The 13,420-nt window shown below is 70.0% G+C and carries 10 protein-coding genes; 5 read left to right on the forward strand and 5 right to left on the reverse strand.

Annotated features, from left to right (window positions below; translation table 11 throughout):
- Positions 1-981 precede the first annotated feature (981 nt).
- On the forward strand, positions 982-3,840 hold the full coding sequence (locus ACZ4NT_RS32640) for an nSTAND1 domain-containing NTPase (protein WP_467728643.1): 2,859 nt from the start codon (positions 982-984) through the stop codon (positions 3,838-3,840).
- Between the two features lie 176 nt (positions 3,841-4,016).
- Here the strand turns inward: ACZ4NT_RS32640 and ACZ4NT_RS32645 are convergent, their stop codons facing one another.
- Positions 4,017-4,325 (reverse strand): hypothetical protein, encoded by a 309-nt coding sequence (locus ACZ4NT_RS32645; RefSeq protein WP_467728644.1) that lies wholly within the window; start codon positions 4,323-4,325, stop codon positions 4,017-4,019.
- Positions 4,326-4,560: 235 nt separating this feature from the next.
- Between ACZ4NT_RS32645 and ACZ4NT_RS32650 the strand changes: the two genes are divergently transcribed.
- Entirely contained in the window at positions 4,561-4,923 is a 363-nt protein-coding gene (locus ACZ4NT_RS32650; RefSeq protein ID WP_467728645.1) for a DUF1330 domain-containing protein, read from the forward strand.
- 164 nt (positions 4,924-5,087) lie between these two features.
- Here ACZ4NT_RS32650 and ACZ4NT_RS32655 read toward each other — a convergent pair whose 3' ends face one another.
- Positions 5,088-5,543, reverse strand: coding sequence for an ATP-binding protein (locus ACZ4NT_RS32655; RefSeq protein ID WP_467728646.1), 456 nt, complete (start codon positions 5,541-5,543; stop codon positions 5,088-5,090).
- A gap of 379 nt (positions 5,544-5,922) precedes the next feature.
- Between ACZ4NT_RS32655 and ACZ4NT_RS32660 the strand changes: the two genes are divergently transcribed.
- On the forward strand, positions 5,923-7,062 hold the full coding sequence (locus ACZ4NT_RS32660) for a PP2C family protein-serine/threonine phosphatase (RefSeq protein WP_467728647.1): 1,140 nt from the start codon (positions 5,923-5,925) through the stop codon (positions 7,060-7,062).
- Between the two features lie 174 nt (positions 7,063-7,236).
- The gene (locus tag ACZ4NT_RS32665) at positions 7,237-7,779 is read left to right on the forward strand and encodes a GNAT family N-acetyltransferase (RefSeq protein WP_121409455.1); all 543 of its coding nucleotides are present in this window, start codon (positions 7,237-7,239) and stop codon (positions 7,777-7,779) included.
- Between the two features lie 89 nt (positions 7,780-7,868).
- Here ACZ4NT_RS32665 and ACZ4NT_RS32670 read toward each other — a convergent pair whose 3' ends face one another.
- The 3 genes from ACZ4NT_RS32670 to ACZ4NT_RS32680 form a co-directional block, all read right to left on the reverse strand.
- The gene (locus ACZ4NT_RS32670; protein ID WP_467728648.1) at positions 7,869-8,555 is read right to left on the reverse strand and encodes a DNA alkylation repair protein; all 687 of its coding nucleotides are present in this window, start codon (positions 8,553-8,555) and stop codon (positions 7,869-7,871) included.
- A gap of 490 nt (positions 8,556-9,045) precedes the next feature.
- Positions 9,046-9,474: a YrdB family protein gene (locus tag ACZ4NT_RS32675; RefSeq protein WP_467728649.1), complete on the reverse strand. Its 429-nt coding sequence runs from the start codon at positions 9,472-9,474 to the stop codon at positions 9,046-9,048.
- A gap of 40 nt (positions 9,475-9,514) precedes the next feature.
- A complete protein-coding gene (locus ACZ4NT_RS32680; protein ID WP_147464444.1) occupies positions 9,515-9,961 on the reverse strand; it encodes a hypothetical protein in 447 nt (148 codons plus the stop codon).
- A gap of 651 nt (positions 9,962-10,612) precedes the next feature.
- On the opposite strand from ACZ4NT_RS32680, the gene ACZ4NT_RS32685 reads away from it, so the two are divergent.
- Positions 10,613-13,411: a PQQ-dependent sugar dehydrogenase gene (locus tag ACZ4NT_RS32685; RefSeq protein ID WP_467728650.1), complete on the forward strand. Its 2,799-nt coding sequence runs from the start codon at positions 10,613-10,615 to the stop codon at positions 13,409-13,411.
- The last annotated feature ends 9 nt before the right edge of the window (positions 13,412-13,420 follow it).

Below are 13,420 nucleotides of genomic sequence, written 5' to 3' on the forward strand. Positions count from 1 at the left end.
GCCCGCCCGGGGGTCCCCCGCGTCGAACGTCCCGCGCACCTCGGCGGTACCGGTTCGTTCCGCGTCGTACCCGGGCGGTACCGTGTCCGGGCACCGCGGCCGGGGCCGCTTCCCGGCCAAGGTGGAACGACGGGGGGGCGACCTGGTGAGGTCAGGGCCGCAGCCACGGACCCTGCGTGCGCAACCGGATCGCGGAAGGCCACGGGTATTCTGCCGCACCCGCAACTCGGCGAGTGTGGAAAGTAACGGACTCGCAATTCCCATAACCGTCGCGCCACTTGCCGTTCATGTACGCCGCCGCCGCGAGGCCCTGACGCCGTGAATTCACGCGTAAGCCTTCGCATTTGCAGCCGTCGCTTTCCCGGGACTTCCTGCTGTCCGAAGGGGAGCGCCCTGCCCGTTGGGCCTATCGGCTGCAACGGGGGCGGCTCGGGGCCGGTTCACGTGCCTCGACGTGCTCTCTCACCTGCCCATGGCTGTCCGCGCCGCTGGTAACAGGGCGTCCGCTCGCGGACCGGAACGTGTCCATATGAATGTCTCGGACGCGCGCTCCCATGCGACCCGCGTGCCTTCACGCCGCTGTCGCATTCGCGTACGGATGCTGCCGCGACCCTTGTCCCGGGCACCGCCGGGACATCGGCGCCACGGACATGGCCGTACCGCGTCGGGATCGAATACGGCCGTCCGGAAGGTGTCCGGGACAGGCAGCCGGTGGCCCCGTTCACGTGGTCCTGATCCGCGGGGAAACGCTCATTCCTCACGTCGCGCAAGGTATGTGGAACAGGGAGGGACACGTCCCGTATCCACGGCGTGATCTAGCCGTCCTCGATCCACCCGGCACGGCGCCGTCGGAGGCGCGGGATCATCATCGGGTCGGCACTGTGCGGAGTGACGGACAGCGGTCGCATGTGACATCGAGCGTGAGGGGGTCGTTCTATGCCGCGCAGGGAGCAGCCGCTCCCGCCGGGGAACGCGGCTCTGGTGCGATTCGCCGCGGAGCTGCGCCAGTTGCGCCACGACGCCGGCGGCCCCTCGTACCGCAGCCTGTCGGGGATCGCCCACTTCTCCGTCGCCACGCTGTCGAGCGCCGCGGCCGGGCACAAACTCCCCTCCCTGGACGTGACGTTGGCCTATGTACGCGCCTGCGGCGGCGACCCGGACCGATGGGAACACCGCTGGCACGCCGTGGCCGCGGAACTGGCCGCGGAGTCCGCGCTGCGTGACGGCCCGGACCGAGACGACGAGGACGCCGAGCCGCTCCAGCGGGCGCCCTACGCCGGGCTGGCTGCCTTCCAACCCGACGACTCCCCCTGGTTCTTCGGCCGGGAACGTCTCGTGGACGACCTCGCGACACGGGTGGCGAAGCGGCGGTTCGTGGCCGTCTTCGGGGCGTCGGGTGCCGGCAAGTCCTCGGTCCTCCGCGCCGGGCTGCTGCCCCGCCTGCGCGCCGACGGCCGGAAGGTCTTCCTGTTCACGCCGGGCCCGCACCCGGTTGAGGAGGCCGCGATCGTGCTCGCCCCACCCGCACGGACCACGCCGGGACGGCTCCACCAGGACATCACCGCCGAGCCGCGGAATCTGCACCGGACGCTGTGCGGGATCGCCGCGGAGGACGGCCCGGACGCCGAGACCGTGCTCGTCGTGGACCAGTTCGAAGAGCTGTTCACCGTCTGCCGGAGCCAGGAGGAGCGGACCCGTTTCATCGCCGCGCTGGTGCACTGCGCGCAGGCCGAGAACAGCCGCTGCCGGGTGGTCCTGGGGATCCGCGCCGACTTCTACGCCCACTGCGCCGAGCAAGCCGACCTGGTGGAGGCGATGCGCGACGCCCAGGTGACCGTCGGGCCGATGAGCGCCGATGAGCTTCACCGCGCCATCGTCGAACCCGCCGTCCGGGCCGGCTGCCGCGTGGAGGGACGGCTGCTCGCCCATCTCGTCGCACACGCGCAGGGCCACGGGGCGGTGCTGCCGCTTCTCTCGCATGTGCTCCTGGAGACCTGGCGACGGCGTCGCGGTCATCAGCTCACCCTCGACGGTTTCCGCGCGTCCGGCGGGGTGGAGGGTTCCCTCGCACAGACGGCGGAGGCGTTCTACGGTGCGCTCGACGCGCGCCAGCGGGTCGTCGCCCGTCAGATCTTCCTGCGTCTCACGGCGCCGGGCGAGGGCACGGAGGACACCAAGCGCCGGATCGAGCGCTCCGAACTGGACCCGGACGGCGACACCCGCATCGTTCTGGAGCGGGCCGCGGAGTCCCGTCTGATCACCCTCGACGGGCAGCGGCTGGAGATCACGCACGAAGCCCTGATCCGCGGCTGGCCGAGGCTGCGCAGCTGGCTGACCGGCAGCAGGCAGGCCTTGCGGGAGCACCGGCGGCTCACGGACGCGGCTGCGGTGTGGGAGTCCCTGGACCGCGATCCCGGTGTCCTGTACCGAGGCGCACGTCTCGCACTCGGCCGGCAGCTGGCGGACTCCGGGAGCATCGAGCTCACCCGGCGGGAGCGGGCCTTCCTCCGGGCCGGGACCGATGCGGAAAGAGCCGAGAGCGAGACCGCCCAGCGCCGTGCGCGCCGGATGCGGATGCTCGTCGCCGCGCTGGCCGCGCTGCTCACGCTCACCCTGGCGATGACCGTGTACGCCATGCGCGCCAACGAGAAGATGACCCAGCAGCGCGACCGCGCCATCGCCGGGAATGCGGCGGCCAAGGCGCCCGAACTGGCAGGCCGGCACCGTGCCCTGGCGGTCCAACTCGCGCTCGTCGCCTATCGCCTCGCGCCGGGCCACGCCACGCGGGACAGCCTGCTCAGTACCCTCATGCCGACGTGGTCCGGAAACCGGGAGGAGCTGCTCTCGCTGTCGGTCGCGCCGCACGGCCGGACGATGGTCACGGGCGGCGGTGACGGAGCCGTACGGCTCTGGGAGGTCGGCAGGACGGCGGGAGCGCGCCTCCTGGCCACGCTGCCGGAACACGAAACCGCCGTCCACGCCGTGGAGATGAGCCCGCGCGGCGACCTTCTGGCCGTCGCGGGCACGGACCGAAAGATCCGGCTGTGGGATGTCGCCGATCCCAGGCGCCCGGTGCTCCTGTCTGCCACCGGCGCCCACACCGGCAGCATCCGCTCACTCGCGTTCAGCCCCGACGGCGGAACCCTGGCGAGCGCCGGCAACGACCGCACCGCGCGCCTGTGGGACACCGGAAACCCGCGACACCCCAGGCCGCTGAGTGTGCTCAAGGGCCATACCGACACCGTGCGCTGTGTCGCGTTCAGCCGGGACGGGCGCACCCTGGCCACCGGCGGCGAGGACGAGACGGCGCAGCTCTGGGACGTCGGCGCACCGCGCGCGCCGGTCCGGCTGGCCCGTTGGCGGGCGCACCACCTCGGTGTCTTCGCCGTGGCCTTCAGCCCGCGCGAGGACGTCCTCGTCACGTCCGGCGGCGGGGACGCGCCCGTACGGCTGTGGTCCGTTCGCGACCGGCGGCCCCGCGAGACCGCGGGACTCACCGGGCACAGTGACGTCGTGGGCACCATCGCCTTCAGCCCCGACGGGCGCACCGTGACGACCGGGAGCGACGACCGCACGGTCCGCTCGTGGAACGTCACGGACGCCAGTCACCCCCGGCGCGGGACGACGCTGACCGGCTACAGCACCGCCGTCTCCGTACTCCGCTACTCACCCGACGGCGGGACGCTGTTCTCCGGCGTGTACGACGGCATGGTGCGGCAGTTGCCGCTCGACTTCGATCGCGCCGTCGCGCATGCCTGCGACCAGGCGCGTCCGGAGATCACGCGAGCCGCGTGGCGGCGATATCTGACGGGTATCCCCTATCGCCCACCGTGCCGGTGAGCGGGAGAGTCGCGCAGGCTCACGGCGGGCCGCACACCGCGCCCGGCCGGCCGGGAACCACTCGACGCGACTGTGCGGACAGCCCCGTCCCGCGCGCGGGACGGGGCTGTCCGCATGGGTGGAAGCCTGATCGCGGAGTGTCCCTTCACAGGGAGTCCGCGGCCGGCCGACGCGGCTCAGTTCCAGATGACCCACAGTTCGTAGTCGTCGCCGGGGAACCAACCGCCGTTGATGCACTGGTACCGCGACCACTTCCGAAGCTCCTGGCCACGCTCGCCGGCCTTGAGGCAGTCCTCGTTCCAGTAGTAGTAGCCGACGAAGGCCCAGGGGTAGGAAGGATCGTCGGCCTGGACGTTTCCGACGGGAGCGGTGGCGGGAGGAGGCGTGTCACCGACCGGCTGGGCCGCGTGGGCCGGTACGGCCAGGGTGCCGAGTCCGAGCGCGGTTCCGAGAACCGCGGCAGCCAGGGAACGACGAAGACGCATGGGGACTCCTTGTGGATGCGCACGAGGACTGGAAGGCGTGGCCCGGAGGGCGACGCCCATCGACGAGCACGATGCTTCCCGGTGGGCTCCCGACAGAGAACCTTTTCGAGCGACCTTGAAATACCCTCGACTGCGCGCGTGGGTCCGGCCATTACCTCCGAGGTAATCGCCCCGCGGAATCACCCTCGGCTACGTTCCGGTCATCGCTCAGACCAGGAACTCAAGGGAGCCCGTCGTGCCCGCTTATGGTTTCGCCCATCTCCGCAGCCGCCGGAATCACGCCGACATCATCGAGTACCTGGAGCGCATCCAGGCGACCCTCGACCCCTTCGCCGGCCACTTCGTCATCCACGGTCCGCCGGTCGAGGTCGTGGAAGGTACGTGGCCCGGCAACATGGTGCTGATCGAATTCCCCGGCCTGGCCGAGGCCCGCGCCTGGTACGACTCCCCCGCCTACCAGGCGATCCTGAGTCTGCGTACCGACCACGTGGAGGGCGACGTGGTGCTGATCGAGGGGGTCGGTCCGAACTACGATCCGGCCGAGCGGGCGCGCGCGTTGCGAGCGGAGGCGGCCCGAACGGGCCAGGCGACCGCGTGAACCCGCGGCCGCCTCCCCGGGCGCCGACACTCGTCGTACTCGAACTCCTGCCGCTCGATGGGCACGGTCCCGTGGCCCGGGCCGACCGTTCGGGGCAAGGTCTTACGTCGTCGAGACGGCGGATCCACGAGGCAGCCTTGAGCGGGCGGCATCACGGCCGTTTCTCACTGCTCGACTCCCGCACCTTCAGGCTCGTCCGCAAGAGCGAGTCGGGCGATGATGCGTTTGCCGTCCGGGGCGGGCTGCACCTCGAAATGCCGGACGACGGCCATCACGATCTCCAGGCCGTGTTGACCCACACGGCCGGCATCAGCCGCCCTGGCCGCGGGCAGCGCCGGCAGAGAGTCCTGAACCACGACCTCGAGCATGCCGTCGGCGATGCGCAAGTCCATCGTCGCCGGCCCCGGCGCGTACTTGCATGCGTTGGTCACCAACTCGCTGACCACCAGCTGGGCAAGGTCCACGGCACGCCGTGAGACGAGCAGCCGGTGCTCGGTACGGGCCCGGTCCATGAAGTCGACGGCCAGATGCCGTGCCACCCCTATGCACTCACTGCCGCCGTCCAGAGTGACCGTCACCTGCAGGGATGACTCGTCCGGCGTCGCTATGTCGTCAACCAAGGTCCGGTTCCATCACGTTTCTCCTACCGCCCCGGCGTGCCGGCCCGCGCCGGCGTCCGGCGCGGGCACCTTGAGCCTCTGCGCCCTTTTGTTGCATCCACCACACAAGAGGACTATAGGTACCACGCTCAGGGGTCTTTCCGGCGAGGATCTTGGCCTTCGAGAACCGGCGAGGACGACGGAAGCACACTGCTGCAACCGAGGCGAGGCGCGGGCCGTCTCTGCCGATCACCGCATCGGCCCGCGCCGAGCCCGCTGCGACCAGCCGATCGACCCGGACGAGCTGCTCGCCACCGTCACGGCGACGCTCCGCTACGCGCGCGCCCGGCACCGTGCCGAGCAACTCGCCACCCGCCTGTTCGCACTCAACCGGGCGACCATGAGTGTCTACAGTGCCGTCGGCTTCCACTCCTTCGCCTCCGCTGCGACCGGCGGAGCGGCGGAACTGCTGTCGTGCCCGGCCAGCGCGGTCTTCCTGTCACCGCAGGGCCAGGCGGTGCACAGCACGAGCGCCGGGCGGGACGCTCCCACCCGGACCGTGCCGGCCAGGCCGGAACTGCTGGACCGGCTGGTCGACCAGGATTTCGGGAGCGGAACCGGAGCGATTCTCCTCCGGTTCACCGCGGGTCAGTGGACGACTCTGCTGCCCGGCGACCACCTCGTGGAGGACGTCGCGGTCGCGGTGGCGCGCACCAAGCGCGGGCGTCCGCCAGTCTGTCTCGCGGTGCCCGCCGCCGTCATCACCGGACCGAACGAGAAGCACGTCCTCCAGCAGTTCACGCACGCCTGCGCACTGGCCGTGGAGGCGCTGCGGGCCTACAACGAGGAACACGCGCTCGCCCTCGCCCTGCAGCGCTCCTTCCTGCCGGCCGAACTGCCTGCCGTCGACGGCATCGAGATGGCCGTCCGCTACCTGCCTGCGTCCGAGAACGTCGAAATCGGCGGTGACTTCTACGAAGCCCTTCCGACGGCCGACGGCCTGCTGCTGGCCATCGGTGACGTGGCGGGACATTCCCTCAGCGCCGCGGCCGTCATGGGAGAGGTGCGGCACGCCCTGCGCGCCTACGCCATTGAGGGGCACCCCCCGCAGCGGATCCTCCACCATCTCGAAACCCTCCTGGCACGATCCCAGCCCACGGTGACGCTCACTCTGTGTCTGGCCCTCATCGAACCCGACGGCCGTCGCATTCACATCGCCAACGCGGGCCACATCCCTCCGCTCCTCATCAGTCCCGAAGGCGACGCCGCGTTCCACAGCCCGCACGGTCCTCTGCTGGGACTGCGGCTGCCCCATCCGCCGCCTTCGGTGGTGGCCACGCCTCCGGGCACCCGCCTGCTGCTCGTCACGGACGGGCTGATCGAGGTACGTACCGCCTCCCTGGACGTGACGATGGCTGAACTCCGCGACGCGGTGACCGGCGCTCCGGAGGGCCTGGAAGCCCTCTGCGACTTCCTGCTGGAGAACTTCGGGAGGAACAAGGAGGACCACATCGCCGTGCTGGTGGCCGACCTGCTCTGACCACCGTCGGCACCTCCGTCGCCTCCGGGAGCACTCGAGAGCCGCTGTCGGCACACCCCCACACATCCTCTTGATCGGCGTCGACGATAAGACCTGATGGCGCGCTACCAGGGCATGCATCGGCGGTACCCGGCGAGGATGACGCAGAGCCCGTTCGTGATCCAGAATGACGGGATGGTCACGCTCGAGACTCCCCGTCTGATCCTGCGTCGCTGGCGCGAGGAGGACGTGGCACCCATGGCTGCCATCAATGCCGACCCCGAGGTCATGCGGTGGATCCGGGACGGCAGCGTCCGGGACGAACAGCAGACGCGCGCCGGAATGCAGGCATGGGAGCGCGAGTGGGAGTCGCAGGGCTTCGGCCTGTTCGCCGTGGAGATCCGGTCCACCGGCGAGCTGGCCGGCTTCACAGGCCTTTCGGTGCCCGCCTTCCTGCCGGAGGTACTGCCCGCGGTCGAGGTCGGCTGGCGACTGGGACGTGCCCACTGGGGACGGGGCCTGGCCACCGAGGCCGCTGCCGCCGCCGTACGGTTCGCGTTCGAGGAACGCGGGCTGCAACGGCTCGTCAGCATCACTCAGGTGGGCAACGACGCCTCGGAACGGATCATGACCAAACTGGGGATGCGGGTGTTCCGTGAGACGGTCAGTCCCGCCGGCGGTCGGCGGGTACGGGTCTTCGAGTTGTCGTCGGAGCAGTACCTCGGCGCGCCCGCCTAGTCGCCGGGCTCTCCACACACACTGAGCGGAGCGGCAGCTGTTTCCTTCAAGTCCCCCCGGCGAGCGAGCCGGTCAGCTGTCGCTCGGGTCTACGGATTGGGCTGGCGGCGCACCATCTCGGTGATCCAGACCGGCGCGAACGGGGATGTGCAGCCCGGGGAGGTCGGGTAGTCCTTGAGCACCCCTAGGCGCTCGCCGATGTCGATCGCGCGGGCGCGGTACTGGGCGTGCTCGATCCCGATCCGGGCCAGGCAGTGGTTCATCGCCCACTGCAGCCGATCGGGGGCGTCCTTCATCTCCGCCTCGATGACGTCGAGCAGTCCTGGGAGGTCGAGGCCCTCGGGCTGCTTCGCCACCCGTTCGACGGTCAGCGCCCAGCTGGCACTCGCGACCTCGGGATCCGGGTCGCCGGACCAGGCCAGTCGCAGCTCCTCGGAGTGCGGACTCTTCTTCACGACGTGGTTCACGAGCCAGTCGTGGACTTTGGGTGTGCGTGCCTCGCGCACCATGACGTCCAACTCGTCCCGCCCGAACGCCTTCGGCCGGCAGATCAGCGTCGCCAGCAGTCTCGCCGCGGTGTCCTCCGTTGCCCAGAGTCCACAAGCCAGGTCCTGCTGCGTCTTCAACCGTTTCGCGAGCGCTCGCAGTTCGCCGAGGTTCACACCGTGATCGTCACCGTGCTTCCTGTTCACCTCGCGTGTCTTCGGGTCCTCGATCTCGGCCAGCTCCGCCATCACCTCGGCGACCGTCGTCCTGGGGAGTGCCGTCCCGGCCATGTCAGCTCCTGTCCGTCGCGTTTCGCCCCGTGAGGGGAATCGGGAACCGTGGTGTCGGCCGACACGCTGCGGACGGCACGGCCCCGACTCCGGTGTCGTGGCCGGAGCGCGTAACAGCACTTTTCCGCCAGGCGCGGTCGCCGCGGATGGCGAGGGTAGCGGAGCCTGATCGCATGAGGACGGATCGGCAGGTCGGACAGCGGGGCTCCGCGTATGGCCTGGCGGCTGTTCTCGCCGGAAGGGCCCGGCAGACAGTGCCCTGCCTGCCACCCACAGGGTTGTCGGTCCCTGACACCCGTCGGATTCGGCCCGCACCAACCTGCCGGTGCAAGGGAGCCGATGCCCCGACCAGCGGCTCGGTGAGCCGGCCGGCACCCACTCGGCGCCTGCGTGCTGCGCCACCGCATGAGAGGCCGGGGTGGGCCTTCGCCCCTGGGTAATCTCGCGTAGGGAGTGCGATTCCCGGGGGCGCCGGCTGCCGTCCCGGGCCTCAGCCGTCCGAGGCCGGAGTGGCGGCCTCCGACCTCCTGCGCGGGCCCGCCGGTCTGCGGCGAGATATCTCGGCCACCGCTGTGTTCATCACCACGACAACCGCCATCACGACGGCGGCGGCAGGATGCCGGACTCCGTACAGGGCCGCTGCTCCTCCACCCAGTACCGCCGCTTTGACGGCCAGTACGAGAGGCAGCCGCGGTCTCAGCCGCGCCTTCGGCGCGGCAAACAACGACCACAGCACGATCGCCACCAGGGGCGTTCCCACTCCCAGCAGGATGCGAAGCGCTTTGTCGGCATCGACGGCGAACCCCCACCAGCTCAGACACGCAAGGGCGGCGAGCTCCAGCAGGAACGCCAGCAGCTCGTTGGCCACGTACCAGCGCCGCTCGTCCAGGGCACTCGCGAAATCAAACCGAGGTGTCATGAGGTCCTCTCGGTGGCCGGAACGCTCGGCCTGCCTGGGCTCACAGCGTGGTGTGGGCCAGCGCGGTCACGTGCGTGCGGGTGTCCGCGTCCGTGTCGATCAGGCTGACCATGATGGGGTTCGGTCCATGCGGCGCCCCGGTGAGGGCACGGACACGGAAGCGGTGGGCGGACGTCGCGTCCTTGGCCAGCGGGGCGCCGCCCGTGTAGAGCGTGTACGGGAAGGCGTCGTTGGCGATACGCAGGGTGGCCGCGCGCCAGGTCCCGTTCGCACTGTCCCAGGATTCGAGCGTGTACGCGGGGTGAGTGGCGGTGCCGGGCAGGGCTTCCATCTGGAAGGCGAGCAGCAGATGCCGGTATGCGCGGGTGTTGCCGTTCTGCAGCGTGACGGTGAACTCACCCGCGGCTCCACCGGGTTTCAGCGCGAGACCGCCGTCAGGGGCGGCCACCTGCATGGCGAGTCGCGTCGGCGCCGGCGCTTTGGTCACGGGCTCGGACGGCGCAACCGGAGTGGGCGACGGAGGGCGGGTGGTGGCGCCGGGCAGGGGTGTGGGGGTTGCCGCGCTGACGGAGGGGGCCGGGGCCGAATTCCTGACACCCGAGGCAGTGCCCTGGACGCCGGATTCGGGGACGCACCCGAGGCCGGACCCCGCCAGCAGGGCGGTCCCCGCCGCGGCGACGAGGAGAGCTCGAGTCCGGCGCATGTGGGTCCCCCTGGTTGATCGATTGTTGCTGCGAACTTAGCCAGGTGAGGACACGAAGCAGCCGAGGCCGCGTAACGCTTTGACTTGGCCGAATGGTGGGTTGTGTTCGCGTGCGGCTGTCGAGTGCGCCGCCCCAGCGATCAAGGATTACGCCCAACTTCCCTTTCTGGCATCGGAGTCCGAGACTTTGTCCCCTGATGGGAAAAAGAGCGAAGATCTTGAACCAAAGGGGTTACGAGTTTGAACCAACCCCGCTAACTTCCCTGAAATGAACCGGTCATGAACTCCCCGACCGGGGCTCGACGGCGCGACGGCGCGCGCCTGTACTCCCTCACGGCGGTCCCTGTGGGCTGCCGCCACCCCCACCCCCTCTGGGAGAACTCTGTGCGCACGAGACCGCGCGGACACAGACGTGTCCGTTTCCTCCTGCCGGCCATGGCGTGTGCCATCGGCCTCGCCCTGCCGGTGAGTCCGGCCGCCGCGGACACGGCCGACCCCGGCGGTCGGGCCATGTCCGCGGCAGCCGACGAGTTCCAGCAGGTCACCCTGGCCAAGGGCGTCGCCGAGACGGGCGAGCCCATGACCCTTGCGGTGCTGCCGAACCGTTCGGTGCTGCACACGTCGCGGGACGGGACACTCCGGCTGACGGACGCCGCCGGCACCACCAGCGTGGCCGGCACGCTCGCCGTGTACAGCCATGACGAGGAAGGCCTGCAAGGCGTCGCCGTCGACCCCGGATTCACGTCCAACCGCTTCATCTACCTCTACTACGCACCGAAGTTGAGCACACCGAGCGGCGACGCCCCGACGGACGGGGCACCGGCCGACTTCACGCCGTTCGACGGCGTCAACCGGCTCTCCCGGTTCGTCCTGCGGACCGACGGCACCCTGGACACCTCAAGCGAGAAGAAGATCCTCGACGTGCCCGCCTCCCGCGGCCTGTGCTGCCACGTCGGCGGTGACATCGACTTCGACGCGACGGGCAATCTGTACCTGTCAACCGGCGACGACAGCAACCCCTTCGCCTCGGACGGCTACACCCCCATCGACGAGCGCTCCTCGCGCAACCCGGCCTACGACGCCCAGCGCTCCGCGGGCAACACCAACGACCTGCGCGGCAAGATCCTGCGCATCAAGGTGAGCAGCGACGGGTCGTACACGATCCCGTCCGGCAACCTCTTCGCGCCCGGCACCGCCAAGACCCGCCCCGAGATCTACGCGATGGGCTTCCGCAACCCCTTCCGCATGAGTGTCGACAAGGCCACAGGCACCGTCTACGTCGGCGACTACGGGCCCGACGCGGGCACAGCCAGCGCGTCCCGTGGTCCCGCCGGGCAGGTCGAGTTCAACCGGATCACCAAGGCGGGAAACTTCGGCTGGCCGTACTGCACCGGCAAGAACAGCGCATACGTGGACCACGACTTCGCCACCGGAGCGACCGGCGCCACGTTCAACTGCGGTGCACCGAAGAATACTTCGCCCCGCAACACCGGACTGACCGACCTGCCCCCCGCCCAGCCCGCCTGGATCCCCTACGACGGCGGTTCGGTGCCGGAGTTCGGCAGCGGGTCCGAGTCGCCGATGGGCGGCCCCGTCTACCGCTACGACGCGAACTCGTCGTCCGACGTGAAGTTCCCGCAGGAGTACGACGGCGACTTCTTCGCCGGCGAGTTCGGCCGCCGCTGGATCAAACGCATCGAGGCGGCCGGCGACGGGACCGTGCAGTCCATCAACTCCTTCCCCTGGAGCGGCACGCAGGTGATGGACATGGCCTTCGGCCCGGACGGCGCCCTCTACGTCCTCGACTACGGCACCGGCTACTTCAACGGCGACGCGAACAGCGCCCTGTACCGCATCGAGCACGTCACCGGCGGCCATGCCCCGGTGGCCCAGGCGAAGGCGAACGTCACTTCCGGCAAAGCGCCGCTGTCCGTCACCTTCTCCTCGGCCGGCAGCTCGGACGCGGACGGTGACGCACTCACCCACTCCTGGAACTTCGGCGACGGCACCACGTCCAACGCAGCCGACCCGTCGCACACGTACACCGCCAACGGCCAGTACACGGCGACGCTGAAGGTCACCGACACGACCGGGAAGACCGCCACGGCATCGGTACAGATCACCGTCGGGAACACCGCACCGACGGTGCGCATCGACCTGCCCGGTGACGGCGCCATCTACGACGCCGGGGCCGCGATCCCGTTCAAGGTGACGGTGACCGATCCTGAGGACGGCACCATCGACTGCACGAAGGTCAAGGTCACGTTCATCATCGGCCACGACAGCCACGGCCACCCGCAGACGTCGACGACCGGCTGCAACGGCACCCTCCAGACGCTGGCCGACGGCGAACACGACCCCAACGCCAACATCTTCGGCGTCATCGACGCGGAATACACCGACAAGGGCGCGAACGGTCAACCCGCCCTGACCACGCACGACCAGCACATCACCCAGCCCAGCCACCGGCAGGCCGAACACTACGGCGACTCCTCGGGCATCGAGGTCGCCGCTCACACCCCGGCCCACGGCGGCAAGACGGTCGGGTACATCGACAACGGGGACTGGATCTCCTTCAAGCCGTACGTGCTGGGCAACACCGACACCTTCACCGCCCGTGTCTCCTCCGGCGGCGCCGGCGGCACCATCGAGGTGCGCGCCGGGTCCAAGACCGGCACGCTGCTCGGCACGGCGACCGTGCCGGTGACGGGCGGCTGGGAGACCTTCCGGGACGTGACGGCGACGCTCGGCAGCCGGCCGGCGGGCTCCACGACTCTCTATCTGGTCTTCAAGGGGGGCAGCGGCTCCCTCTTCGACGTGGACGAGTTCTCCTTCACCACCACGGGCGGTCCCCGTTCGGGTGCGGTGAAGGGGGTCGGCGGCAAGTGCCTGCAGGTGGAGAACGCGGGCACGGCCGACGGCACCCGGGCCCAGCTGTGGACCTGCAACGGCTCGGCCGCACAGACCTGGACCGTGCCGGGAGACGGCACCCTCAAGGCACTGGGCAAATGCCTGGACGTCTCCGGAGGCGGAACCGCGGACGGCACCCGCGTCCAACTGTGGACCTGCAACGGAACCGGCGCACAGAAGTGGAACCCGGGGACCGACGGCACCGTACGCAACCCCCAGTCCGGCAAATGCCTCGACGCCTCCGGCAGCACCTGGAACGACGGAACACCCGTCCACCTGTGGACCTGCCACGCCGAAGCCAACCAGAAATGGACCCTGCCCTAGAAAGGAGGT

The organism is Streptomyces sp. NPDC026417 (assembly GCF_055567695.1).

What these genes read in the sequence shown, in the direction of transcription:
- ACZ4NT_RS32645 (WP_467728644.1), bottom strand. Translation starts at nt 4,325, where the DNA reads ATGCGTCTTCGTCGTTCCCTGGCTGCCGCGGTTCTCGGAACCGCGCTC.
- ACZ4NT_RS32660 (WP_467728647.1), top strand. Translation starts at nt 5,923, where the DNA reads ATGAGTGTCTACAGTGCCGTCGGCTTCCACTCCTTCGCCTCCGCTGCG.
- ACZ4NT_RS32665 (WP_121409455.1), top strand. Translation starts at nt 7,237, where the DNA reads ATGGTCACGCTCGAGACTCCCCGTCTGATCCTGCGTCGCTGGCGCGAG.
- ACZ4NT_RS32670 (WP_467728648.1), bottom strand. Translation starts at nt 8,555, where the DNA reads ATGGCCGGGACGGCACTCCCCAGGACGACGGTCGCCGAGGTGATGGCG.
- ACZ4NT_RS32675 (WP_467728649.1), bottom strand. Translation starts at nt 9,474, where the DNA reads ATGACACCTCGGTTTGATTTCGCGAGTGCCCTGGACGAGCGGCGCTGG.
- ACZ4NT_RS32685 (WP_467728650.1), top strand. Translation starts at nt 10,613, where the DNA reads ATGGCGTGTGCCATCGGCCTCGCCCTGCCGGTGAGTCCGGCCGCCGCG.